The 23735-nt window shown below is 46.5% G+C and carries 26 protein-coding genes; 17 read left to right on the plus strand and 9 right to left on the minus strand.

The window, feature by feature from the left end; translation table 11 throughout:
- The 3 genes from mraZ to bioB all read right to left on the minus strand — a co-directional run bounded on the left by mraZ (window position 1) and on the right by bioB (window position 2386).
- Window positions 1-429 carry a division/cell wall cluster transcriptional repressor MraZ gene (gene mraZ / locus ICN46_RS02860; RefSeq protein WP_216204299.1) on the minus strand — a complete coding sequence of 143 codons (429 nt, stop codon included), beginning with the start codon at window positions 427-429 and terminating at the stop codon, window positions 1-3.
- Window positions 430-704: 275 nt separating this feature from the next.
- Entirely contained in the window at window positions 705-1334 is a 630-nt protein-coding gene (coq7, locus tag ICN46_RS02865; RefSeq protein WP_216204301.1) for a 2-polyprenyl-3-methyl-6-methoxy-1,4-benzoquinone monooxygenase, read from the minus strand.
- Between the two features lie 14 nt (window positions 1335-1348).
- Window positions 1349-2386 (minus strand): biotin synthase BioB, encoded by a 1038-nt coding sequence (gene bioB / locus ICN46_RS02870; protein WP_216204304.1) that lies wholly within the window; start codon window positions 2384-2386, stop codon window positions 1349-1351.
- Between the two features lie 86 nt (window positions 2387-2472).
- On the opposite strand from bioB, the gene bioA reads away from it, so the two are divergent.
- From bioA to ICN46_RS02890, 4 genes are read left to right on the plus strand one after another with little or no spacing between them, the layout of a single operon-like run.
- Window positions 2473-3828: an adenosylmethionine--8-amino-7-oxononanoate transaminase gene (bioA, locus tag ICN46_RS02875; RefSeq protein ID WP_255538712.1), complete on the plus strand. Its 1356-nt coding sequence runs from the start codon at window positions 2473-2475 to the stop codon at window positions 3826-3828.
- Window positions 3825-5060, plus strand: coding sequence for an 8-amino-7-oxononanoate synthase (locus ICN46_RS02880; RefSeq protein ID WP_216204306.1), 1236 nt, complete (start codon window positions 3825-3827; stop codon window positions 5058-5060). The genes bioA and ICN46_RS02880 overlap by 4 nt, the downstream gene beginning before the upstream one ends.
- On the plus strand, window positions 5057-5788 hold the full coding sequence (bioD, locus tag ICN46_RS02885) for a dethiobiotin synthase (protein ID WP_216204308.1): 732 nt from the start codon (window positions 5057-5059) through the stop codon (window positions 5786-5788). Before ICN46_RS02880 ends, bioD begins: the two co-directional genes overlap by 4 nt.
- Window positions 5789-5832: 44 nt before the next feature.
- Complete coding sequence (locus ICN46_RS02890; RefSeq protein WP_216204309.1) at window positions 5833-7029, plus strand: M20 aminoacylase family protein; 1197 nt, start codon at window positions 5833-5835, stop codon at window positions 7027-7029.
- Between the two features lie 19 nt (window positions 7030-7048).
- Here the strand turns inward: ICN46_RS02890 and ICN46_RS02895 are convergent, their stop codons facing one another.
- Both ICN46_RS02895 and mltA read right to left on the minus strand, forming a co-directional pair.
- On the minus strand, window positions 7049-7825 hold the full coding sequence (locus ICN46_RS02895; RefSeq protein ID WP_216204311.1) for an enoyl-CoA hydratase: 777 nt from the start codon (window positions 7823-7825) through the stop codon (window positions 7049-7051).
- Window positions 7826-7847: 22 nt separating this feature from the next.
- Complete coding sequence (gene mltA / locus ICN46_RS02900) at window positions 7848-8801, minus strand: murein transglycosylase A (RefSeq protein ID WP_255538715.1); 954 nt, start codon at window positions 8799-8801, stop codon at window positions 7848-7850.
- Window positions 8802-8820: 19 nt separating this feature from the next.
- On the opposite strand from mltA, the gene ICN46_RS11960 reads away from it, so the two are divergent.
- Window positions 8821-9102, plus strand: a complete 282-nt coding sequence (locus ICN46_RS11960) for a hypothetical protein (protein ID WP_255538734.1) — start codon at window positions 8821-8823, stop codon at window positions 9100-9102.
- Between the two features lie 22 nt (window positions 9103-9124).
- Here the strand turns inward: ICN46_RS11960 and apaG are convergent, their stop codons facing one another.
- Complete coding sequence (gene apaG / locus ICN46_RS02905) at window positions 9125-9499, minus strand: Co2+/Mg2+ efflux facilitator ApaG/CorD (protein WP_216204315.1); 375 nt, start codon at window positions 9497-9499, stop codon at window positions 9125-9127.
- Between the two features lie 49 nt (window positions 9500-9548).
- Between apaG and rpe the strand changes: the two genes are divergently transcribed.
- The 5 genes from rpe to trpC are packed head-to-tail and all read left to right on the plus strand — an operon-like array spanning window position 9549 to window position 14191.
- Complete coding sequence (gene rpe / locus ICN46_RS02910) at window positions 9549-10265, plus strand: ribulose-phosphate 3-epimerase (protein ID WP_216204316.1); 717 nt, start codon at window positions 9549-9551, stop codon at window positions 10263-10265.
- The gene (trpE, locus tag ICN46_RS02915; RefSeq protein WP_216204319.1) at window positions 10265-11770 is read left to right on the plus strand and encodes an anthranilate synthase component I; all 1506 of its coding nucleotides are present in this window, start codon (window positions 10265-10267) and stop codon (window positions 11768-11770) included. Before rpe ends, trpE begins: the two co-directional genes overlap by 1 nt.
- A complete protein-coding gene (locus ICN46_RS02920) occupies window positions 11754-12320 on the plus strand; it encodes an anthranilate synthase component II (RefSeq protein ID WP_216204320.1) in 567 nt (188 codons plus the stop codon). Before trpE ends, ICN46_RS02920 begins: the two co-directional genes overlap by 17 nt.
- 23 nt (window positions 12321-12343) lie before the next feature.
- A complete protein-coding gene (gene trpD / locus ICN46_RS02925) occupies window positions 12344-13369 on the plus strand; it encodes an anthranilate phosphoribosyltransferase (protein WP_216204323.1) in 1026 nt (341 codons plus the stop codon).
- Window positions 13370-13387: 18 nt separating this feature from the next.
- The gene (gene trpC / locus ICN46_RS02930) at window positions 13388-14191 is read left to right on the plus strand and encodes an indole-3-glycerol phosphate synthase TrpC (RefSeq protein ID WP_216204324.1); all 804 of its coding nucleotides are present in this window, start codon (window positions 13388-13390) and stop codon (window positions 14189-14191) included.
- Here the strand turns inward: trpC and ICN46_RS02935 are convergent.
- Window positions 14188-14724 (minus strand): hypothetical protein, encoded by a 537-nt coding sequence (locus ICN46_RS02935; RefSeq protein ID WP_255538716.1) that lies wholly within the window; start codon window positions 14722-14724, stop codon window positions 14188-14190. The two genes, trpC and ICN46_RS02935, sit on opposite strands and share 4 nt — an antisense overlap.
- A 139-nt stretch (window positions 14725-14863) precedes the next feature.
- On the opposite strand from ICN46_RS02935, the gene ICN46_RS02940 reads away from it, so the two are divergent.
- Window positions 14864-15214 carry a hypothetical protein gene (locus ICN46_RS02940; protein ID WP_216204329.1) on the plus strand — a complete coding sequence of 117 codons (351 nt, stop codon included), beginning with the start codon at window positions 14864-14866 and terminating at the stop codon, window positions 15212-15214.
- A gap of 82 nt (window positions 15215-15296) precedes the next feature.
- Here ICN46_RS02940 and ychF read toward each other — a convergent pair whose 3' ends face one another.
- On the minus strand, window positions 15297-16391 hold the full coding sequence (gene ychF, locus ICN46_RS02945; RefSeq protein WP_216204331.1) for a redox-regulated ATPase YchF: 1095 nt from the start codon (window positions 16389-16391) through the stop codon (window positions 15297-15299).
- A 39-nt stretch (window positions 16392-16430) separates the two neighbouring features.
- Here ychF and ICN46_RS02950 point away from each other — a divergent pair, with 39 nt between their 5' ends.
- From ICN46_RS02950 to ICN46_RS02965, 4 genes are read left to right on the plus strand one after another with little or no spacing between them, the layout of a single operon-like run.
- Window positions 16431-17705 (plus strand): FAD-dependent monooxygenase, encoded by a 1275-nt coding sequence (locus ICN46_RS02950; RefSeq protein ID WP_216204333.1) that lies wholly within the window; start codon window positions 16431-16433, stop codon window positions 17703-17705.
- The gene (locus tag ICN46_RS02955; protein ID WP_216204335.1) at window positions 17698-18414 is read left to right on the plus strand and encodes a DsbC family protein; all 717 of its coding nucleotides are present in this window, start codon (window positions 17698-17700) and stop codon (window positions 18412-18414) included. Before ICN46_RS02950 ends, ICN46_RS02955 begins: the two co-directional genes overlap by 8 nt.
- Window positions 18415-18434: 20 nt before the next feature.
- Window positions 18435-20216: a M61 family metallopeptidase gene (locus ICN46_RS02960; RefSeq protein ID WP_216204336.1), complete on the plus strand. Its 1782-nt coding sequence runs from the start codon at window positions 18435-18437 to the stop codon at window positions 20214-20216.
- A gap of 23 nt (window positions 20217-20239) precedes the next feature.
- Window positions 20240-21019, plus strand: a complete 780-nt coding sequence (locus tag ICN46_RS02965; RefSeq protein WP_216204338.1) for a uracil-DNA glycosylase — start codon at window positions 20240-20242, stop codon at window positions 21017-21019.
- Window positions 21020-21029: 10 nt separating this feature from the next.
- Here ICN46_RS02965 and ICN46_RS02970 read toward each other — a convergent pair whose 3' ends face one another.
- Window positions 21030-21311, minus strand: a complete 282-nt coding sequence (locus ICN46_RS02970; RefSeq protein WP_255538717.1) for a hypothetical protein — start codon at window positions 21309-21311, stop codon at window positions 21030-21032.
- A 19-nt stretch (window positions 21312-21330) separates the two neighbouring features.
- On the opposite strand from ICN46_RS02970, the gene hemA reads away from it, so the two are divergent.
- On the plus strand, window positions 21331-22647 hold the full coding sequence (gene hemA / locus ICN46_RS02975; protein ID WP_216204340.1) for a glutamyl-tRNA reductase: 1317 nt from the start codon (window positions 21331-21333) through the stop codon (window positions 22645-22647).
- The gene (gene prfA / locus ICN46_RS02980) at window positions 22648-23727 is read left to right on the plus strand and encodes a peptide chain release factor 1 (protein ID WP_216204342.1); all 1080 of its coding nucleotides are present in this window, start codon (window positions 22648-22650) and stop codon (window positions 23725-23727) included.
- Window positions 23728-23735: the final 8 nt, after the last annotated feature.

Below are 23735 nucleotides of genomic sequence, written 5' to 3' on the forward strand. Positions count from 1 at the left end.
TCAAAAATTAAATTGCTTGAGTGCTTCAGGCATGCCTTGTGCAATGGCGGCCTGTTCTTTTGCAGCGTATGTGGCGGAATCCCACAATTCCAAATGACTTCCCATACCAAGCAAGATCACTTCTTTTTCAATACCCGCTGCAGTGCGGAGTTCTGGGCTAACCAGAATTCTTCCCGCGCTATCTAAATCCACTTCAGCGGCATTACCAAGGAAAATTCGACGCCACCAGTGGGCATCCATTGGCAATTGAGCAACTTTGGATCGGAAACTTTCCCACTCAGGACGAGGGAACAGTAAAAGGCATCCGTCGGGGTGCTTGGTGAGCGTGACTCTGCCCTCACCTTGAACCAACAAGGCGTCACGATGCTTTGCCGGCACAGACATGCGACCTTTTGCATCTAAATTGAGAGCTGAAGCACCTTGAAACACCAATTACCCCACTTTTTCACACTTCCTCCCACTTTAGAGGATCAGCATAAGAGGGTCAAGTGTTTTAAAGGCTTTTTTTAGGAATTTCTCTATTGTTTACAAACACTTAGCGTCGTGTGTTCATAAAATGGTGGCATTAAAATTACTACTTGAAACAAGAGCTTGGAAAATATACTTAAGAATAGGTCTTAGCTATTTACTCAAATAATAGTTAAATATACTGTATTAAAAAACAGTGGCTAGTTTTTTATATTGTCCCCACCAAGAGTCAAAAATCAGATTTTGTACGCACTTGCTGTCATGACCTTAGACATCAACTTCATGACCCGCTGAATGGGGTTCGGCAATGAAACTCCGCCAGCATGCAAAGCCGCCTGTCCATGCTCAATTTCATCTAGTCGCATTTGATTAACAATGGCACGTGAGCGATGATCATTTTCAGGCAATTTTGCCAAATGACTTTCAAGATGCTGCTCCACTTGCTTTTCAGTTTCAGCAACAAATCCTAAACTCCATCGATCGCCCGCTAAGCCAGCAGCCATGCCGATTGCAAAGGATCCTGCGTACCAAAAAGGATTGAGATAGCTCGTGTGTGAACCCAACTCTTTTAAGCGTGTCTCACACCATGCTAGGTGATCCATTTCCTCTTGCCCGGAGCGGTGCAACATCTCTTGAATTTCTGACTTTCTGGCAAATATTTTTTGAGATTGGTATAGCGCCTGAGCGCAAACCTCACCAACATGATTCACCCGCATCAAGCCAGCAGCATGCTCTCGCTCAGCGAGCTCCAAACTCGCATCAAAATTCAGATCGGAACCTGGGGTTGAGCGGTGGGCATTTGCACCACCAACAACCGACCGAAGAGCGGTATCAAACTCAATAATGAAGCGATCCAACAGGGTCATTTCTGCTGGCAGACTTAAATTAAAACTTCAGATTTGCAGCTCTGTTTGGTCTTCAATCCGAGCTCAGCCAATAGGGCACGGTCCTCTTCTGCCTCAGGATTAGCGGTAGTGAGCAGTTGCTCACCATAGAATATAGAGTTGGCACCCGCCAAAAAACACATAGCCTGCACCGCCCTTCCGAGCTCTTGGCGACCGGCTGATAAACGTACTCTAGCGCGGGGCATAGTAATGCGCGCAATAGCAATCGTCCTGACAAATTCCAGTGGGTCCATTGGCTTTTGATCTGCCAAGGGTGTGCCAGCAACCGGTACTAAATGATTAATGGGGACTGATTCGGGATAAGGGTTCAAATTTGCCAACTGAGTCAAGAAAGCGGCCCGCTGTTCACGAGACTCGCCCATTCCTACAATTCCACCGCAGCATACTGACATGCCTGCTGCGCGAACATTAGAAATCGTATCCAAGCGCTCTTGATAGCCCCTGGTGGAGATCACGGAACGATAGAAATCTTCGCTGGTATCGAGGTTATGGTTATAAAAATCTAGACCTGCCTCCTGTAAAGCCTCAGCCTGATCGGCTTCCAACATACCCAAAGTAGCACAGGTTTCTAGGCCCAATGCTTTTACGCCCTTAATCATGGCGGCTACTTTTTCTATATCGCGGTCTTTAGGCTCACGCCAAGCAGCACCCATGCAAAAACGATTTGAGCCAGCAGCTTTGGCTGCTTTAGCGGCCATAAGCACCTCATCCAGATCCATTAACTTGCTAGCCTGAACATCCGTGTCATAACGCGCAGCTTGAGGACAATACCCACAATCCTCGGGGCAACCGCCAGTCTTAATGGATAAGAGAGTTGCCAATTCCACATCACCTTCGGGAAAGTGGGCTCGGTGCGTCTCTTGGGCCCTAAACATCAACTCATTGAATGGCAAAGCAAATAAAGCCTCAATCTGCGCAATTGTCCAAGAGCCAGAAGCATTCACCTGCCTGTGCAAATCCGCCTTAGATTTGACATGAGTAAGGGGTTTTTCAGTACTTTGTACATCCAGCATGTGTAAATTCCAGAAAATAGATCAATTCAAGCCATAAACATAACAGATGAAAGCTTAAATTAGGAAAAACTAGTGGTCAAATATCAATGATGAAAAACAAGGTTATTCCTGATGTAAATCAAAACCACTGGGTCGAAAGAAGTCTGGAGGCCGTTTGGCACCCCTGCACCCAGATGAAACATCATGAATCTTTTCCACTAATTGCCATCACTCATGGCAAAGGGCCTTGGCTATACGACGACAAAGGCAATGCTTTATTGGATTGCATAAGCTCTTGGTGGACTAACTTATTTGGTCACTCCAATCCGCGAATCAATCTGGCTATTTGCAATCAATTGGAAAAAATTGAGCATGTCATGCTTGCCGGCTTTACTCATCCCCCAGTCGTCGAGCTTTCAGAAAAACTGTCTGCCCTTACACAAAATCATTTAGGTCATGCCTTTTATGCATCCGATGGCGCATCCGCAGTGGAGATCGCCTTAAAGATGAGTCACCACTTTTGGCAATTAAATAACAAACCTAGTAAGAAAAAATTTGTTTGCCTAGAAAATGGTTATCACGGCGAAACACTTGGCGCCCTAGCTGTAACTGATGTTGCAATTTTTAGAGAGGCGTACGGATCTCTCTTGCAAGATGTATTTACAGTCGAATCACCAGATGCTCGCAAGGCGAAGTTTGGTGAAAGCACCGAGGAGATTGCTAAGCAAGCCGCTAGCTCTCTCGAAAAATTGTTTGCACAAGAGCATCAGAATATTGCAGCCATCATTGTTGAGCCGCTGGTCCAATGTGCGGGGCAAATGGCCATACACTCACCAGAATATCTTCGGCGAGTAAGAGCTCTCTGCAACCAATATGATATTCACTTCATCGCAGATGAAATTGCGGTTGGCTGCGGTCGCAGTGGTAAGTTTTTTGCTTGCGAGCACGCCGGTATTTGGCCTGATTTTCTAACGCTTTCGAAAGGTATTACTGGGGGTTATCTTCCGTTATCGCTTTGTCTCACTACGGAAAATATTTACCGCGCCTTCTACAGTGACCAAACAAAGCACGGCTTCTTACACTCACACTCTTATACAGGAAACCCTCTCGCGTGTGCAGCAGCTTTGGCTTGCCTGGAAATATTTGAGACCGATAATATTTTAGAAAAGAATTTGATTGGGGCACAAGAGCTAGCCAATGCGTTTGCATGGGCTCAAACAGATTCACGTATTGAGCACTGGCGCCAACAAGGAATGATTCTTGCCTTTGATATTAAGAATGATTCTCTCAAGAACTCTGCTACATTTCCTCGCGAAATGTTTTCAGCAGGCATAGATGAGGGTATCTTGATTCGCCCCATTGCTAACACGATCTACGTCATGCCTCCTTACACCCTTACCTCCAGCCAAACCCTACAAATGGGTGAGGCCGTTCAGCACGCACTCAATCGGGTGCTCACATGAAGAATTCATTTCAGGCTTTGAGTATGGCAGCAGAGCAGATTAGCGAGCTTGATACTCAGTTACTAAAACGAAAATTGCGCGTAACTGAATCACCCTGTGACACCAAAGCAATAGTTGACCAGCGCAAACTAAACGCATTTTGCAGCAATGATTACCTTGGTCTAGCTAATCACCCAGAACTTATTCAAGCTCTTACAGAAGGTGCAAATCTATACGGCGTTGGGAGTGGCGCTTCACACCTGATCAGCGGACACAATATTGCACATGATTTGCTAGAAAAAAAATTAGCTTTATTCCAAAGCACCCACATTCCAAATGCGAGCGCATTATTTTTTAGCACGGGTTATCTTGCAAACCTCACCGCTATCACAGGGTTAATCAAACTGGCAAAGTCAGGCGAAGCCAGCATTTACTCTGCCAAACTCAATCACGCATCGATTATTGATGGAGTTCGCTTAGCAAGCACTCAGTCAACAGCCTCAGTAACACTATTTGACCATCAGCAACTAGAAACGCTCGAAGCAGTCCTCAGAAAAGATACAAAGCCTCTCAAGCTCATCATCACCGATGGCGTCTTTAGTATGGATGGCGATATCACCCCAGTAAAAGCCCTCACAGAAATTGCCGAACGCTACGATGCATTATTGTTGATAGATGATGCTCATGGTTTCGGCGTCCTGGGCCAACTAGGACATGGAATTCTGGAGCAATTTGCCATTACGTCAGAGCGCATCATCTATATCGGCACTCTTGGTAAGGCCGCTGGAGTGAGCGGGGCATTCGTTTGTGCACAGGCACCATTTATCGACTGGCTTATTCAAAAAGGTCGCCCCTATATCTACAGCACTGCTACGCCTCCAGCGATTGCCCATGCCTTGCTAAAAAGCCTTGCCATCATTGAAGGCGAAGAAGGCAAGGCTCGACGTCGCCGACTACATCAACTCATTACCCATTGGCAAAATGAAATGTCTTTTTCCAGGTGGGAAAAAGTAAGCTCATGCACCCCAATTCAACCAGTCATTCTTGGTAGCAATGCTAATGCCTTAGTGGCGGCCAAATTATTAGATGAAATGGGTTACTGGATTCCAGCAATTAGGCCACCAACAGTTCCAGCGGGAAGCGCACGCCTGCGTATTACTATTTCTGCGAATCACAGTATTGAAGATTTGCAGGCGCTCATTAAAGTTTTGCAAAAAATTGAGCGGCAAGTACAGATAGGGGAATTACCTTGAACCCCAATCATCAATCTTCCGGTTTTTTTATTACAGGCACCGATACTGGAGTCGGTAAAACCTTAATTAGCGGAGCTTTGATACTGAAACTACGCGAAACCGGATTAAAGGTCGCCGGTTTTAAACCTGTTGTAGCGGGAACCTATCAAGCCTTAGACGAATATGAATTAAATGAAGATTTAGAAACATTGCGACTTGCTTCAAACATGGGGCGCGATCAGCACAATCTTTGCCCTTACATCTTAAAAATCCCTGCAGCACCCCACCTAGCAGCTCAATTACAGGGAGTTAACCTAAACATTGCAGTCATTACCAAGGCTTTTCAGGCAATGTCTGCAGCATTTGACTCAGTCATTGTGGAGGGCGCCGGAGGATTTTTGGTGCCCCTTAATGACAGAGAAGATTTAGGTGATGTGACACAGGCGATTGGATTACCAGTCATCCTGGTAGTGGGTATGCGATTGGGATGCATCAATCACGCACTGCTAACTTACGAAGCTTTAAAAATACGTAATATTGAAGTCGCAGGTTGGGTAGCCAATACGCTTTCTGAAGAAATGCCCCTGTTGCAAGAGAACATTCAAACACTTAGTGACCGCATTAGTTCGCCCTGTCTCGGAGTTATCCCTCCACTACCCAAGACCCTCCGACAGCAAGTAAATAAACCTTACTCATTGCCAGCGCTTCAGTTTGTTGCGGAGCATATAAAGCTGCCTAAAGTAGCTTAGGTCAAATAAGTGCGATGGCCTTTAGTTTCAGATAAGATAAACACATGCGATTACTCCCTGAAATCGTCGATTCCGCAGCGGAAATTCAAGAAATACGGCGCAATATCCATGCGCATCCAGAATTACGCTTCGAAGAGAATCGCACATCTGATCTTGTTGCAGAAGCCCTTTCTAGCTGGGGGATTACTGTTTTTCGCGGCATGGGAAAGACTGGAGTTGTAGGTCGACTCGCTGGAGATTTAGGGCCGGGCAGGATGATAGGTTTGCGTGCCGATATGGACGCACTGCCACTGCAAGAGCACAACAATTTCGCGCACACCTCCGTTAACCCTGGAAAAATGCATGCCTGTGGCCATGATGGTCACACTGCAATGCTCTTAGGTGCTGCGCAATATTTATCAAATCATAGAGACTTTAAAGGCACCGTCATTTTTATTTTCCAGCCTGCTGAAGAGGGTGGTGCTGGCGCAAAAGAAATGATTAATGATGGCCTCTTTAAACAATTTCCATGTGATGCTGTTTTTGGCTTGCACAATTGGCCTGGTCTTGCCGAAGGTCATTTTGGTGTGACTGCCGGACCCATGATGGCCTCCAGCAATGCATTTGAAATTACGATTCGCGGCAAAGGTGGTCACGCAGCGTTGCCGCATAACAGTGCAGACCCAGTACTAGCAGGCGCTCAAGTCGTGCAAGCTTTGCAAAGCATTATTACTCGTAACAAACGTCCAGTGGATGCTGCCGTTTTGTCTGTAACGCAATTTCATGCAGGTGAAACTAGTAATGTAATTCCAGATAGCGCATTTATTGGCGGCACTGTACGCACCTTTACCTTGGAGGTACTCGATCTCATTGAACAACGCCTGCGAGAGATTTCACATAATGTAGCGAGTGCATTTGATTGCCAAGCGGAGATTACTTTTTCTAGAAACTATCCCCCGCTCATTAATCATGAAAATGAAGTCGAGTTTGCTAGCAAGGTGATGACCGAACTTGTTGGAGAGTCTCATGTCAATACCTCCATAGACCCGACAATGGGCGCCGAGGACTTTGCCTTCTTCTTACTTGAAAAGCCTGGTTGCTATGTCTTCTTAGGTAATGGGGATGGTGATCATCGCTCGATCGGACATGGCATGGGACCATGCCACCTCCATAACCCATCATACGACTTCAATGATGCCCTCATTCCAGTGGGCGTGAACTATTGGGTCAAACTAGCTCAACGCTTTTTAGGGGCAAATTAGCCCTAACTCTCAATATCGATTAAGAGTTAGTAAATTTGGCAGGGCGTTTTTCTACAAAGGCAGCCATACCCTCTTTCTGGTCGCTTGTTCCAAAGCAAGCATGAAATAAACGACGCTCGAAATGAATGCCTTCTGAGAGTGAAGTTTCATAAGAGGCATTGATACTTTCCTTCACCATCATGGCGGTTAGCAATGGCATATCCGCAATGCCTTTTGCAATCGCAAGGACTTCACTTAACAAATCAGCTTGAGGAAAAATCCGTGCCACCAGTCCTGAGCGCTCAGCCTCAGCCGCGTCCATCAGGCGTCCTGTCAAAGCCAAATCCATTGCTTTAGCTTTAGAAACTGCACGCGGTAAACGCTGAGTACCGCCAGCACCGGGAATGATCCCCAGCTTAATTTCTGGTTGGCCAAATTTCGCATTGTCGGCTGCCATGATCATGTCGCACATCATTGCCAACTCACAACCACCCCCCAGCGCATAGCCAGAGACAGCTGCAATGACTGGCTTACGCACTTTCCTAATGTGCTCCCAATTACGAGAAATATAGTCGCTACGATAAACCTCATGAAATTCGTACTTTGCCATGCTGGCAATATCCGCACCAGCGGCAAAAGCTTTTTCACTACCAGTGATGATGATGCAACCAATATTGTCATCAGCGTCATACCCGATCAACGCAGCGCCCAACTCATCCATCAGCTCATCATTTAAGGCATTTAATACCTGAGGGCGATTCAAAGTAATCGTGGCAACCTTGCCATCCACTTTAGTCAAAATAGTGTTGTAGCTCATATAACCCTTTCAGCATTCTTTTTCAGCGCGGCAGTAATACCCACATCTTGCCATTTTGTTTCATGCGACCAGCCATTTCTGCTGCGGCATCCCCAGAACCCCAATAGTAATCAGCTCTTACGGCTCCTACGATAGCGCTGCCAGTATCCTGCGCCATCACCAGCTTCTGCAAGGATTGATTACTAAGAGGCTTGGTAGTAGCCAAAAATACTGGCGCACCTATTGGGAGAGCCCTCAGATCAATCGCAATGCTTCGCTCTCCAGTCAAAGGAACACCAAGTGCGCCGTTAGGCCCAAGCTCTGCACTTACGTTACTTGGCAACTCCTTAAAAAAAACAAAGCGGGGATTGGCATTTAACATGTCATCCACACGACTGGGGTTGCGTTTTGCCCATTGCGAGATACCCTGCATCGTTGCTTCACTGCGTGTGATCTCTTTGCGATCTAACAACCATTGGGCAAAAGATTTAAATGGTTGATCATTTGTTCCGGCGAAGCCCAAGCGTAAAACTCGCCCATCCTCAAGGCGAATTTTTCCTGAGCCCTGTATTTGCATAAAAGCCGCTGCAACGGGGTCTTGTACCCACGCCAACTCCTGACCCTTTAAAACGCTGGAGCTTATGAGCTCAGCGCGAGTAGGCGCTGGACTTGGCTTTGCATTTCGCCAAGCCTTTGGGTAAGAGTACAAAGGGGTGCTATAGAGATTGGTGCGCATCAGAGAGCCATTCATGACCGGCTCGTAATAGCCCGTAACTAAACCGCTTTCGATCCCACTCGAGCTGTTACGCACTTCATAAGCCTGAAAATAAGTCTCAAAGTACTGTCGAATGGCCTGCCCATCCCTTGGGGAAATAGGAGTCGACTGTGCGCAAACATCGCGCCAGTTGACCTCACTACTGCGTTTACGTAAGGCGTCACAGCTTTTAAGCCATGCTGGCCAAGCCTGAGTCAGCTCATCCTCTTGCCATCCCGGCAAAGCCTGCCATGAGACCGCAGTGAAACTAGCAATAGGAGAGTTATATGGGGCGACAGCGGTACTTGTTGGTCGAGAGCTTGATCTACCTGTAGGGAGAGTTGAGCAACCCGCCAGAAGTGCGATCAACACCAGAGCGAATACACTGGTAAAAACCAATCGCTTTGTCACTATTTGGAAATTTAGAATCATGATCGCCAATTTACTCGATGAATACCCAATGCTGCTCTTTGTCTTAGAGGCAGCGGTTGCCTTAGGCCTGCTGCTCTTTATCGTACTTTGGACTGGTGGCGGCAAAAAATAGTCATTATTACCAGAAGAGCCCCCTAGTGAAGGGTTCTAGGCATTACCAAGGCAAATTCTGGGATTGGAGCCTGAAAAAACTGGGCGTCCTCAGTCACACAGAAATACTCTCCCCGCATCGTTCCTGCGGGAGTAGGTAAGGTGGCCCAACTGGTGTACTCAAAATGCTCGCCAGCGCGCAATAAAGGCTGCTGTCCAACCACGCCTAGACCCCGCACCTCCTGTACATCGTTATCCCCATCAGTAATGAACCAATGACGGGCAATCAGCTGAACACTAGCGGTTCCTGCATTGCGAATAGTGACGGTATAGGCGAATGCAAACTGGCTGTTATCGGGGTCAGATTGCTCGGGCAAGTACTGGGCTTTGACGGTAATACTGATTTCGTGGGGATTCATGCTCGAATTCTGCTCCATCCGAGAGCCAACTGCAAGCTAGAATCTAGGGATGGATAGCCAGAAATCACCCCAATTTGTTATCGCCCCCTCTATTTTGTCGGCTGACTTTGCCTGTCTGGGTAAAGAAGTTCAGGACGTCCTAGCGGCTGGAGCCGATTGGATTCACTTTGATGTGATGGATAACCACTACGTTCCCAACCTGACAATTGGCCCTTTAGTCTGCGAGGCTATTCGTTCTTATGCCACTAAAAATGGTCAGCCAGCGACGATTGATGTTCACCTCATGGTGGAGCCAGTAGATCGCATCGTTCCTGATTTTGCAAAAGCAGGTGCCAACCTCATCAGCTTTCATCCAGAGGCGAGTCCTCACGTTAACCGCACAATTAACCTGATTCGAGATCAAGGCTGTCAAGCTGGTCTTGTTTTGAACCCTGCCACACCATTAGATTATTTAGACCACACTCTAGAATTATTAGATCTGGTATTACTCATGTCAGTGAATCCAGGCTTTGGCGGTCAATCATTTATCCCCAGCACCCTAAATAAAATTGCGCAAGTGCGTACCCGCCTAGACCGCTATCAAGCCGAGACCGGTCGCTCCATCAGGCTTGAAGTTGACGGTGGTATCAAAGTTGACAACATCGCAGAAGTTGCCAAAGCAGGAGCAGATACTTTTGTTGCTGGCTCGGCTATTTTTGGTCAAAAGGATTACGCCACAGTCATTGAGGCGATGCGGACAGAATTAGGAAAGTCAGGAAAAGCCTAATGCAGCGCGAAGAATTTAATGCCCTAGCTAAGCAGGGTTTCAATCGTATCCCTCTAGTGAAAGAGGTATTGGCCGATCTAGAAACACCCCTCTCCCTGTATATGAAATTAACTCAGGAGTTTGGCAAGAAAAATACTTACCTACTGGAGTCTGTTTTAGGTGGCGAACGCTTTGGTCGTTTTTCTTTTGTTGGTTTACCAGCAAAAACTTTATTGAGAACAGCCGGCACACCCACCGCACCATTAACTGAGGTGTTGACAGATGGCAAGGTAGCCGAAAGTAATCGCGATAATCCGCTTGATTTTGTAGACGCTTATTTCAAACGCTTTAAGGTTGCGCTTCAACCTGGTTTGCCACGCTTTTGCGGTGGCCTAGCGGGCTATTTTGGCTATGATACGGTTCGCTATATTGAATCTCGCTTAGCCAAACACAGCCTGCCCGATGAATTAGGTGTTCCCGACATTCAACTCATGCTAACTGAAGAGTTGGCAGTCATCGACAACGTGGCCGGAAGAATTTACTTAATTGTTTATGCCGACCCAAGCCAGGATGACAGTTTTGAAAAAGGGCATGCCAGATTAAAAGAATTGCTTACTTGCCTAAACAAGCCTATCAGCATTCCAAATTCCAGGGCTAGCACCAAGACCGAACTCATCCGTAAATTCAAAGCGGAAGATTTTGAGAGTGCTGTGTGCAAAACCAAAGAATATATTTTGGCTGGCGATTGTATGCAAGTTGTTATCGGTCAGCGCATTAGTAAGCCTTTCACTGATTCGCCATTAGCCCTGTATAGGGCACTGCGCTCTCTAAACCCCTCGCCTTATATGTACTTCTATGATTTTGGAGACCTACAGGTAGTGGGCTCCTCACCAGAAATCTTAGTGCGCCAAGAAAAACGCAAGTCTGAAAAGATTGTGACGATTCGCCCATTGGCGGGCACGCGTCCCCGCGGAGCAAATCCAGAAGAGGATGAGCGGCTTGCTAAAGAATTGCTAGCAGACCCCAAAGAGATTGCTGAACACGTCATGTTGATTGACCTTGCTCGCAATGATGTCGGTCGCATCGCTAAGACAGGCTCAGTCAAAGTGACAGACTCTATGTCGATAGAGAAATATTCACATGTGCAACACATTGTTAGCTCAGTTGAGGGTGAGTTGCTGGACAATATGAGCAATATGGATGTTCTTCGAGCCACCTTTCCTGCCGGCACTTTATCTGGCGCCCCAAAAATTCGGGCCATGGAAATTATTGATGAAATGGAAATTGTGAAGCGTGGGATCTATGGTGGTGCGGTAGGCTACCTCTCCTTCTCTGGCGATATGGATGTCGCTATTGCAATTCGCACTGGCGTCATACGTGATGGGATGCTGCACTCACAAGCAGGTGCTGGCGTTGTTGCAGACTCAGACCCGACAGCCGAATGGAAAGAAACCGAAGCCAAAGCACGCGCTGTATTACTTGCCGCTGATTTAGTACAAGGAGGACTCGATGCTCCTCATGATTGATAACTATGATTCGTTTACTTATAACCTAGTGCAGTACTTTGCTGAACTAGGTGAAGAGGTACAGGTATTTCGGAATGATGAGATTGCCGTTGAAGAAATCGGCAAACTAAACCCTGCACGTATTTGTATCTCGCCTGGGCCATGTAGCCCTGCAGAGGCAGGTATTTCAGTTGCGACAATCAAACGCTACGCTGGTCATATTCCGATCTTGGGAGTTTGCCTAGGGCATCAAGCGATTGGTGAAGCCTTTGGCGGAAAAATTGTGCGTGCTCAGAAAGTCATGCATGGCAAGACTGATAGCATTCAACACACTGGTATTGGCGTATTTAAAGACATTCCAAACCCATTTACAGTAACGCGTTACCACTCATTAGCCATCGAAAAGAGTAGTATTCCCGCGGCACTAGAAGTTACCGCCACATCCTCTGATGGCGAAATTATGGGGGTTCGTCACCGCGAGTTTGCAGTTGAAGGCGTGCAATTCCATCCAGAATCTATTCTTTCTGAGTATGGTCACGCACTTTTGAAGAATTTTTTGCAATCCAAATAAATACACAGCCCCCAAAGAGCGCTATGACTATTACTCCTCAAGAAGCTTTACAACGCTGCATAGAGCATCGCGAGCTCTTTCATGACGAAATGACAGCGATGATGCGCCTCATCATGAGTGGTGAGATGCCCCCGACAATGGTGGCCGGCTTATTGGTTGCACTGCGGACAAAAAAAGAAACTGTTGGTGAAATCGCAGCAGCAGCTCAGGTGATGCGGGAATTTGCAACTCCAGTTCACGTAGAAGATAGAGCGCATTTAGTTGATGTTGTTGGGACCGGTGGTGATGGGGCACATACCTTCAACATCTCTACTGCGGCCATGTTTGTTGCCGCCGCGGCTGGAGCAAAAATTGCCAAACATGGAAACCGTAGCGTCAGCAGTAAGTCGGGTAGCGCAGATGTTCTAGAGGCTCTTGGCGTCAATCTTGCACTTTCAGCCGAACAAGTGTCCTACTGTATCGCCAATGTTGGTGCTGGCTTTATGTTCGCCCCCAACCACCATCCCGCCATGAAAAATGTTGTACCGATTCGCAAAGAACTCGGTGTGCGTACTATTTTTAATATTTTAGGTCCACTTACTAACCCCGCAGATGCACAACATATTTTAATGGGGGTATTCCACCCTGATCTTGTTGGCATTCAGGCACGCGTTTTACAAGCTTTAAATATGAAACATGCTTTGGTGGTCTATGGGCGCGATGGTCTTGATGAGATCTCACTAGAAGGCCCTACCCTAGTTGGAGAACTTCAAGACGGCATAGTGCGCGAATACGAAATCCATCCGAAAGACTTTGGGCTCAGCACTGCACCAACTAGCAGTTTTAAAGTCGCCAATGCAGAAGAGTCCAAGCAAATCGTTTTAGATGTGCTTAATAAAAAATCTGGTCCCGCTAGCGATATTGTCTGCCTCAATGCAGGGGCAGTTTTATATGTTGCTGACCTATGTAAAGATATTGCCACTGGTATTGCCATGGCGAAGGCTGCCATAGCAAGTGGTGACGCTCGGCAGAAACTTGATGCCTTCATAGCAGCCACCAAGATTAATTAACCTATTTATTTTCGATCCATGAGCGATATTCTCGACAAAATTGTTGCCACTAAAAAAATTGAGGTAGCACACAATTCAAAGCATATTTCGCTTGCCAATCATCGCGAGCAAGCGGAAGCTAATAATCGAGATACCGCATTAAAGCCGCGCGGGTTTATTCATGCAATTGAGCAAAAAATTGCATCTGGCAAACCCGGCGTGATTACTGAAATCAAAAAGGCGAGTCCTAGCAAAGGAATCTTGCGAGATAATTTTCAACCAGCAGCGATTGCCCGCTCCTACGAAGATCATGGTGCAGCCTGTTTATCCGTCTTAACCGATATGGATTACTTTCAGGGTTGCAACGCCTACCTACAAGAAGCACGCGCCGCGTGCAATATTCCTGTGCTGCGCAAGGACTTTACGATTGATCCATACCAAATCTATGAAGCGCGGGCGATTGGTGCAGACGCCATCTTACTCATCGTTGCCGCTCTTGAGATCAAGCAAATGCAAGATTTAGAAGCTTGCGCTCATGAATTAGGTTTGGATGTTTTGGTTGAGGTGCACAACGCTCAAGAATTAGAACAAGCCCTTGAATTAGAAACGTCATTACTAGGAATTAACAACCGCAACCTTAAAACCTTTGAGGTAACGCTACAGACAACGCTTTCACTCTTACAGATGGTGCCCAATACTAAAACCTTGGTAACTGAATCTGGCATTATGAATCGCGCTGATGTAAAACTGATGCGTGATCACAATATCAATGCGTTTTTGGTAGGAGAGGCCTTTATGCGATCCCAAGATCCAGGACTCGCACTGAAGGCGTTATTTTTCTAAAGCGCCATTACCCTAGTTTTCTTCAGCAGATCTAAGCCATACTTGATGACGGCAATGAATAGGATGGTTCCGAAGACATCCCCAATAAACATGACAAAGAAATGATTCAGGGTGCCAGCATCGTTTAGACCCCTGACTTGATACCACCACTGATGCAAGCTGGAACTTAATGCTGCATAAATCAAGATACACAAAATGAGTTTGGGAAGGTTAAGGTCGCTGAGATCTCCCGCTAATTGCACATTAGCCACCACGAATATCCTGGCCATATAGGGCGCAAAACCGGAAATTAATCCGACCCCCAGGCAAGTTATCAGGTCATGAGGAAAGCCACCAAACCAGGAAATCAAAAATGAGGCTACAGCAATACCAATCGCGCCTGGCAATGCAAATACTAGAGTCAAAAATAAACGCAAGCCTGCAGGCAAATAGATCCAATTTACCCCTAAACCGAATGCCAGACTACTCGTCAGCCAATCATTCAAATAGAACAGGGCTCCATACGAAAGCATGCTAATTAAAATTGTTGCCAATGATTCGGATAATTTCTTGCCCATTGATAGAGTATGGTTGAGTTTTACAAAGTCCGTACAAGTTGCAAATAAGTGAACATGGGATATAAAATCTGTACATCAAGCTAATAGCTTAATGGCAAATAATAAATACATCTGAATGTCTACCAACAAACCATCTTCTTACCTGCGATTCTTAAATCTGATCGATACACTGGATCGCATCAATCCAGGTAAAAAGCTTGACTCTACAGAAGAGCATCTCTTAAACAAGATCGTTTTATCTTCCTTTGCTAAGCAATCTATTTTGGTTGGGGACTTGATCTCCCTTGCAGAACTTGGTTCACAGGCTACGCTGCATGGGCGCCTAAAAAACCTCAGCGCGATGGGCTATATCAAAATGGTCGCCAATGAGGATGGTCGGAAAAAGCAAGTGCTACCTACCAAAATGGCTCTTAAACGATATGAAGAAATCTCTAAATGCTTAGAGAAAGCAGCTAAACCGGCTTAATATATTCACGGACAATGGATTGACAGTCCCATTAAAAAAGCCCTTAGTAGCAAAGGGCTTTTTTGTTAGCTGTAAAAATTGATTAAACGTTAAACAGGAAGTTCAAAACATCGCCATCCTTAACGACGTATTCCTTACCTTCAGCACGCATCTTGCCGGCCTCTTTGGCGCCTGCTTCGCCCTTGAACTGAATAAAGTCTTCATAAGAGATTGTTTGGGCACGAATAAAACCGCGCTCAAAGTCTGTATGAATCACGCCTGCAGCCTGAGGTGCAGTGTCGCCCTTATGAATAGTCCAAGCACGTACCTCTTTCACGCCTGCTGTAAAGTAAGTCTGCAAACCCAATAGGTCGTAACCAGCACGAATTACACGATCTAATCCTGGCTCTTCCATTCCTAAGTCAGTCAAAAATTCAAGCTTGTCAGCATCATCTAAATCAGCAATCTCCGCTTCGATTGCGGCACATACCGCCACCACGGGAGCGCCTTCTTGGGCCGCATGCTGCTTGACTGCTTCTAAATGAGGATTATTAGCAAATCCATCCTCTTTTACATTAGCTACATACATCGCTGGCTTTGCAGTAATTAAACAAAGTGGTTTTAAGAGTAGCTTCTCATCGTCACTTAATTTCATACTGCGAACTGGCAAAGCGGAATCTAAATGTGCCTGCACCTTAGTGAGCACCGCAACCAAAGCTGCAGCCTCTTTGTCATTACCTGACTTCGCAGCCTTACTTGAGCGATTCAGGGTTTTTTCAACCGTGGCCAAGTCCGATAGCGCTAACTCTGTATCGATCACCCCAATATCAGCAATAGGGTCGATCTTGCCAGCTACGTGTATTACATTCGCATCTTCAAAACAGCGCACCACGTGGGTAATCGCATCTGTTTCACGAATATTTGCTAAAAATTGGTTTCCAAGCCCTTCTCCCTTAGATGCACCAGCTACGAGGCCAGCAATATCAACAAACTCGACAGCCGCTGGGAGCACGCGCTCAGGACTCACAATCTCAGCCAAACCGGCAAGACGAGGGTCAGGGACCTCAACTACGCCAACATTGGGCTCAATCGTGCAGAAAGGATAGTTTTCCGCCGCGATTCCAGCTTTGGTAAGCGCGTTAAAAAGGGTAGATTTGCCGACATTAGGCAGGCCGACGATGCCACATTTCACAGACATAGCGATATTGTAAGGGCTTGGTTTCGATATCATCGAGATATGTCAGTAGCTAGCCAAAATTCACCCCCACAAAACCAGAGCAATAACACCAAAATTCGCAAGGTCGATATTGCGGTTATTGGGGGAGGTATTGCCGGGAAAGCCTGCGCCCTAGGGCTTGCGCAACTGGGACTGCAGACCGTTCAGATTGCTCCTGACTTAGGCGATCCGGTACCGCCCCCCACAGGACCGCAATGGGGCCAAAGAATCTATGCCTTTTCACCCAGTACCCAAAAATTATTGGCCCATTTACATATTTGGGATGCCCTAGAGCACACTCGTATCCAAGCCGTTCGGGATATGCGTATTTTTGGAGATCGCGGGGAAGGATCCGATCAGCTACATCTTTCTGCCTTCGAAGCGGGCACCCCGCAACTTGCTTGGATTGGCGAATCGAACCTCGTCGAAGGTATTTTGGATCAAGCAGTGCGCTTTCAAAATAAATTAGGGCAAATTGCCGACACAGTCGAAACTCTAGAAACTGATGCTGACGGGGCGACACTTCACCTCAAAAATCATGCGCCGATACAAGCCATGTTGGTAGTGGCAGCCGATGGGGCCAACTCCGCTACTCGTAAAAGTATTGGCATTACCGCAAGTGAAGAAAGCTATTCACAAAGCGCCGTTGTTGCCAATTGGCTGTGCACTCAACCTCACCTAGAAACGGCTTATCAATGGTTCTTGCCGGGCGGGGATATTGTGGCAATGCTGCCCCTGCCCAATAAACAAGTTTCCATGGTGTGGTCAACCTCGCCTGAAAATGCCTCTGATCTTCTACTCCTTAAGCAATCTGACTGGGATAGCAAATGGAGAATGCTTGCGGGTGGCGCAATCGGAAAACAACTTGGCACGCTCATGCTGAACTCCACCCCAGCGGCCTTTCCCTTACGAAAAATTCGTGCGAATCGTTTTATTGGACCCGAGCATGACCCTAAGGTAGTTTTAATTGGCGATGCTGCGCATGTCATGCATCCTCTAGCTGGGCAAGGTCTTAACTTAGGTCTGCGAGACGTTGCTGTCCTATTAAACGTATTAAGTAAACGAGAATCCTTTCGGCCTATAAACAACGTAACGCTCTTGCGTCGCTATGAACGCCAGCGTCAGGGCGATACCAGTGCTTTACTGTGGGTAACAGATCGCCTGAAGAAATTATTTTCTGGATCGAGCAATGCCGAACGTCAGTTACGCAATTTTGGACTCGGCTTTGTCAATCGTAGTCACTTCATTAAACGGCGACTCATTGAACGCGCCTTAGGAGATATTGATTTTGAATAAATTTTTTGCTGCGGCGTTTTTTTGCTGCACCAGCATTATTGCCTGTCAACTCTCCTATGCGCAATCGGAGCAACAAGTCAAAACAGAGCTGCAGAAGAAGTTGGGGGCTAGCGCAAAAATTAAAAGCATCTCAGCATCCCCCATTCCAGGAATTTATGAGGTACTCGTTGGCAGTGATGTCTTTTACACTGATGCAAAAAGCCAATATCTGATTCAAGGTGAGATTATTGAGTTAGCAACAGGTAAAAATATTACCGAGCAAAGACAAAGTGATTTCAACCGCATCAAATGGAGCGACCTGCCACAAGCCAATGCGATGAAACAGGTGCGCGGTAACGGCAGCAAACAGTTTGCAGTCTTCTCAGATCCCAACTGTGGCTACTGTAAGCGCCTTGAAAAATCAATGCAGCAGCTAGACAACGTGACCATCTACACCTATCTCATTCCCATACTAGGTGCTGACTCAGTCCAAAAATCCAAACAAATCTGGTGCTCTAATGATCCCGCAAAAACCTATATTGACTGGATGATTAATGGCACCCCGCTTGGCGGCAAGACAGATTGCACAACGCCATTCGATAAAAACATAGCACTTGCTAAAACTTATGGCATTACCGGTACGCCTACGCTTTTCTTTACTGATGGCAGTCGCTTTCCTGGAGCTGTTCAACTTAGCGATCTTGAGAAAAAGCTGGCATCCCTAAAGTAGCCAACCGAAAAACATTGCACATGAGCGCCGAAAATAATCCTGACTTACCAGCAATTCAATACACGATTTGGCCTGCGGACCTTGATGGTCACCACTTTCAAGTCAAGTTACATATTGAAAAACCTGACATCCATGGTCAGATCCTGCAGATGCCAGCCTGGATACCCGGTAGTTATTTAATTCGCGACTTCAGCAAACAGATTGAATCCATTGAGGCTTACGCAGTTAGCACGCCTCATAAACTCCTTACTCTCGAGCGGCTTGATAACGATCACTGGCGTCTACCAACAATAAATGAGCCCGTAGAAATTAGATTATCGGTATATGCATTTGATCCTTCCGTTCGTGCGGCCTATCTAAACAGCGAACGGGGGTTCTTTAATGCGAGCAGCTTGTGTTTAGCCGTTAAGGGTCAAGAGCATCTACCATGCGCCGTGGCTATCGTGAGACCCAATAGAGCTCCTGCAGATCATTGGTTCGTTCAAACGACTCTGCCATTGGCTAAAACTGATAAACAGGGTTTTGGTTTTTATCTCGCAAAAAATTATGATGACCTACTAGATCATCCCGTTGCCATGGGTGAATTCCAAGTAATTCAATGGCAATCAAATGGTGTACCCCATTCCATGGCAATTCAGGGGTGCATTCACGCGCTCGATGTGCCGCGCCTTAGCAACGACCTTCAGGCCATTTGCACAGCAACGATTAATCTTTTTGAACCTAACACCGAAAAGGCACCCTTTAAGAGCTATCTCTTTTTAGTGAATGCAGTGCTCTCAGGTTATGGCGGTCTTGAACACCGAAGTAGCACCGCTCTTATGTGTCGTCGCGATCAGATTCCACAGAAAAATGTAGTTCTTGATGAAGTCAGTTATAGAGAATTTCTGGGGCTATGTAGTCACGAGTATTTTCATGCATGGCTAGTCAAACGTATTCAGCCAAAGGCATTTCAACCTTATCAACTCGATCGTAGAAACCACACGCGCTTACTCTGGCTCTTTGAGGGCTTCACCAGCTATTACGATGATCTACAACTACTACGCAGTAAGCGAATTGATCTGAAAACTTATCTGAAGCTGCTTGCCAATAATTGGAATGGCGTCTTACGTGGTCCAGGAAGAAAAAAACAAAGCTTAGCTGACAGCTCCTATGATGCTTGGACCAAGTATTACCAATCTGATGAGAACACTCCCAATGCGGTAGTGAGTTATTACGGCAAAGGCGCCCTTTTAGCGTTAGGACTAGATCTTAAGATCCGTGCATTCTCTAAGAATCATCAGTCTCTTGATGATCTGATGCGCCTTCTTTGGCAAAAACATGGCATCACTCTGGATGGCGTCGCTGAAAATGGCTTAGATCAGTTAATGCAGGAGCTACTGGGCTCAGGATTTAGAAAAACCTGGAATGACTTTAAATCTCGCTATATTTTTGGAGTTGAAGATATTCCTCTTCAAAAATGGTTTGACTCTCGCTATATTCATGTTCGACCTAAAGCACAAACTAAAATTGATCAGCTCAAATTACGATTTGGTATGCGGCATACCGATGCTAATGGCTGGCTTAAAGTAAGCCATGTCTTAGATGGTGGGGCAGCTCAGGAGGCAGGCCTAGCGCCTGGTGATTTACTTGCGAGCATTAATGGCCAGCGTGTTACCTCGGCTCGCTGGGATACGGTGTTAGGAAGCCTCACAGAAGAACAAGCGATCGTCATTTGCTTTTACCGAGATGACCTAGAGCAGGAAAGCATGATTGTTTTACGAAAAGAGCAAGCGCCGCCACAATATCAACTTGAGCCTGCTTAATTAATTTTTTGCTATTTTCTTTAATGCACAAGTTCTCGAAAGACGACATCCCCCAAGATTGGCGTGAATTATTACGCGACTACTTTGAAGGTGCCCATTGGCATCAGTTACAAAAAAATATTCAGGCTGAACTTGATCTTCACCCAGGGTGCATTCGTCCAGAGCCTGAACACTTTTTTAAAGCGCTACAGCTAACACCGCTGGATTCAGTACGAGTTGTCATTCTTGGCCAGGACCCTTATCACTCTCCAGGTCTTGCGCAAGGTTTAGCATTTTCTATTCCAGCCAATATCCCCACAAACTCACGAGAATTTCCGAGCTCACTACGTAATATCAGCAAAGCATTAGCTCTAGAAGGTTTTGGAAGTTTGGCTAGTGGCGACTTGCACAGCTGGGCTAAACAAGGAGTTTTGCTTCTGAATACCGCATTAAGCGTAAGACTCGGCGAGGCTGGGAGCCATACGGGCTTAGGATGGCAATTCTTGATCAATAGATTAATTGCGGCCCTTGCACAGGCTAAGCCTAATTTAGTCTGGATGCTCTGGGGTGGACATGCCCAATCCAAATTACCCCTCATTGAATCGGGCACCAATCAGCTGATTTTGCAATCATCACATCCTTCGGGTTTAGGGGTTTACAAAACCAATAGGCCTTTTTTGCAACCAGGCGGGGCCGCAAGCTGTGAGCACTTCACCAAAGCCAACAACTGGTTAAAACAGCACCGACAAGCGCCGATTCAATGGGTTAGCGAGACCGGTGGGCGCTTGGTTAAAAAACCTCAAGCTGATTTATTCAACCAATAAATTGACTAAATTACTTGCTCAGGGCTGCGTAGAGACCACCAAGCAGTGAGCACGCGATGACGACAATGAACCACTCTAGCATTTGACCGGATTGGAAAAAATTGGTGTACTGACCTAAATATGAGGCTCCAAAGGCCGTTAAGAAGCCCATAAAAGCAGCCGTAAGGAGCTTTTGGGGGCTTTTCTGGCGTGACTGAGCGCCCGGGTAGAACGCCCATGCGCATACCCCTGTAATGCCGCCAACCACCAAAAAAGCCAAAAACCCCATTCCTACCCCCATTAATGCTGTCATCAAATCTATAATCACCATTATGAAGTTGTTGACACTCGGCATCAATCATCACACAGCGCCGGTCGCCATTCGGGAAAAGGTCGCCTTTGACCCTGAATTTCTTCAAGAAGCGTTACACGATCTTCGCCAACACTTGGTTGGCGAGAATCATGCTGGGCTCCCTGAGGCCACAATTTTGTCAACCTGCAATCGCACAGAAGTCTACTGCGCTGCGAATGACCCCAATGCCGAAAACCTCTTGCATGAGGTAACCTTCGATTGGCTGGCTAAAACCCAAAAACTAGCACCCAGCAGTCTGCAACCCCATGTCTATTCACTGCCTCAATCCGATGCGGTTCGTCATGCTTTTAGAGTGGCCTGCGGTCTAGACTCAATGGTGATTGGTGAAACTCAAATCTTGGGTCAAATGAAAGATGCTGTACGCACCGCAAATGATGCGGGTGTTTTGGGAACCTACCTCAATCAACTGTTCCAAAAAACATTTTCAGTAGCAAAAGAGGTGCGCGGCTCGACAGAAATTGGGGCACATTCTATTTCAATGGCGGCTGCGTCCGTGCGCTTGGCTGAACGTATCTTTGGCAGCATTTCTGAACAACGTGTTTTATTTATTGGCGCAGGAGAAATGATTTCTTTGTGCGCGACACATTTTGTTGCTCACAAACCCAAAACCATTTCTATCGCCAATCGCAGTATTGAACGCGGTCAAGAATTGGCAGACTCAATTGCTAATGAAAATATTGAAGCTGAATCTTTCAGACTTTCTGAATTACCAGGACGCTTGCATGAATTTGACATCATTGTCTCAAGCACGGCCTCCTCACTTCCCATTATTGGCTTGGGCATGGTTGAAAGTGCACTCAAGCAGCGCCGCCATAAACCTATTGTGATGATTGACCTAGCGGTTCCTAGAGACTTTGAGCCAGAGATTTCTCGCTTAAATGACGTCTATCTCTACACCGTTGATGATCTTGGTGCCATGATTCAGACTGGAGCGTCTCTACGCCAAGCGGCTGTAAGTCAAGCCGAGGTCATCATTGAAGATCGTGTTGGTAATTTTATGCATTGGGTGCAAGGGCGCAGTGCCGTACCTATTATTCAGGACATCCAGCAACAAGGTGAACACCTTAGACAACTAGAGTTAGAGCGAGCAATGAAACGTCTGATGCGTGGCGATGATCCCCAAGAAGTACTCAATGCGATGGCGCAAGGACTGACTAATAAATTTCTACATGGCTCACTACATGCATTGCAACATTCCAATGGCGCTGAACGTGACGCTCTTATCAAGCTGCTGCCAAAATTATTTACCTCTCACTCCAAGCCAGAAGACCATTAGATGAAGCCCAGCATGCGGGCTAAGCTAGATCATCTAGACACACGCTTAGCCGAACTCAATTCCTTATTAACTACCGAAGAGTCCACGAAGGATATGGACAACTATCGAAAACTCACGCGTGAGCACTCCGATATAGCAACCGTGGTTGAGCAATTTGGCCTATATAAGCAAGCCGAAGCAGACGCTGCTGCCGCAGAAGATATGCGCAAAGATCCTGATATGAAGGATTTTGCTGATGAAGAACAAAAAAATGCCCAAGCCACTATGGCGATGCTGGAAGATGTCTTACAAAAATTGCTACTGCCAAAAGATGTGAATGACGAACGTAACGTCTTCTTAGAAATTCGGGCGGGTACTGGCGGGGATGAAAGCGCCTTATTTGCTGGCGATCTACTGCGCATGTATACCCGCTTTGCTGAACGTCAGGGCTGGAAAGTCGAAGTGGTGAGTTCTGCAGAATCGGATTTAGGAGGATATAAAGAAGTTGTCCTCCGTTTAGTAGGCCAATCCGTCTACTCGCGTCTTAAATTTGAATCCGGAGGTCACCGAGTACAACGTGTTCCCCAAACTGAAACGCAAGGGCGGATTCATACGTCTGCATGCACTGTAGCTGTCATGCCTGAAGCAGATGAACTTGAGGCTGTGAAAATTAACCCTGCTGAATTACGCATTGATACTTTCCGTGCGTCAGGTGCTGGCGGTCAACACATTAATAAAACAGATTCGGCAGTTCGCATTACCCACCTACCAACTGGCACCGTGGTGGAGTGCCAAGATGATCGAAGCCAACATCGCAATAAAGAACAAGCGATGAAGGTATTGGTTTCTAGAATTATGGATGCCCGAGAGCGAGAGAAGCACCAACTGGAGGCGCAAACAAGAAAATCGCTGATTGGCTCTGGAGATCGTAGCGATCGGATTCGCACCTATAACTTCCCTCAAGGTCGCATTACAGACCACCGCATTAATCTAACGCTGTATAAGATTGATGCCATGATGGATGGCGACCTCGACGATCTTTGCAATGCCTTAGCCTCAGAGCATCAAGCAGAATTGCTTGCCGCTTTGGGCGACAACTAAGTCAGCCT

Source organism: Polynucleobacter sp. Latsch14-2, from assembly GCF_018881925.1.
Taxonomy (GTDB): domain Bacteria; phylum Pseudomonadota; class Gammaproteobacteria; order Burkholderiales; family Burkholderiaceae; genus Polynucleobacter.